This is a genomic window from Bradyrhizobium sp. Leo170, assembly GCF_004296405.1.
GTDB lineage: Bacteria > Pseudomonadota > Alphaproteobacteria > Rhizobiales > Xanthobacteraceae > Bradyrhizobium.
The window spans coordinates 1-1,023 of record NZ_PSRR01000758.1 but is presented as its reverse complement, the minus strand read 5'-3'; the positions used below and the strand labels follow the sequence as shown (position 1 = coordinate 1,023).

General features: G+C 64.3%; 1 protein-coding gene. It reads right to left on the bottom strand.

Features of this window, described 5'->3' with window-relative positions; all coding sequences use genetic code 11:
- A partial coding sequence (locus CWO89_RS44530) for an IS110 family RNA-guided transposase (RefSeq protein WP_130584420.1) occupies positions 1-779 on the bottom strand: 779 nt, incomplete at its 3' end.
- Positions 780-1,023: the final 244 nt, after the last annotated feature.

The following is a 1,023-nucleotide window of genomic DNA, read 5'->3' as shown; positions in this document are numbered from 1 at the left end:
CCCAGCCCGGACTGCCGCACCCGCGGGTTCAGCCCGAAATAGCTCACCAGCTTCTGCGGGCTGTTGAACCGGTTGATGTCGCCGATCGCCGCCACGATTCCGGCGGCGACCGCCAGATTCACGCCGGTGATCGTCATCAATCTGTTCACCGCGGAATCCTCGATTGCGTCCTGTGCGATCTCGCGATCGAGCAGGACCAGGTCTTCGGCCAAACGGTCAAGCTCACGGACGTGCCGATCGACGGCCGCCCGCTCATCGTCTGGCAACTGTTGAGCGGCCAACCACGCCCGGCCGCGGGCGTTGAAAAGATCGGCATGCGGGCACTTCGGGATCAGGTGCGCGTGCAGGATCGAATGCACCTCGTTCTTGAGCCGCGTACGGTGCCGCACGACCTGGTAGCGCCGCGCCACCAGCCTACGCTTGCGCTCGGTCTCCGCGTCAGGCGTCCAGAGCTGCGGCAGGTAGCCCGCCGCCTGCAAACTGGCGAGCGTGCCGGCATCGATCTTGTCGGTCTTGACGTGAGCCTGGGCGATCGCCTTCACCTGCAACGGATTGGCGATAATCACCCGCGCCACGAATGGCGCCAGCACTCGCGACACCGCCATGCTGTTGCCGGTCGCTTCGAGCACCACCTCATCACCGGCCAGCAGGGTCTTGCCAAATCCCTCCAGCGCAGTCCGCGTCATATCAATGCGGCCCGCATGTCGGAGCCTGCCGTTCTCCCAAAATACCACCTCCCCGAAGGTTCGGTGGACATCAATGCCAATTACCCGTCGCATTCGCACCTCCTCTGCCGGACAACGATGGGAGCTGCGGGCGACACGACAACTACGGATTCGCGCTCGCGGCGCAACCGGGCGAGTCGCAGAGGCAGCCAGCTACTAACTCGAGCTCTCGGCTCATCGTGTGCATCGGCCTGCCCGCACTTCGTGCTCCCGGTGCCTCTGTCCCGATGGTCGCACCATACGCCACGATGTAGAACACCGCAGCGGAACGTTGGCACCGAGACATCTCATACCGGTT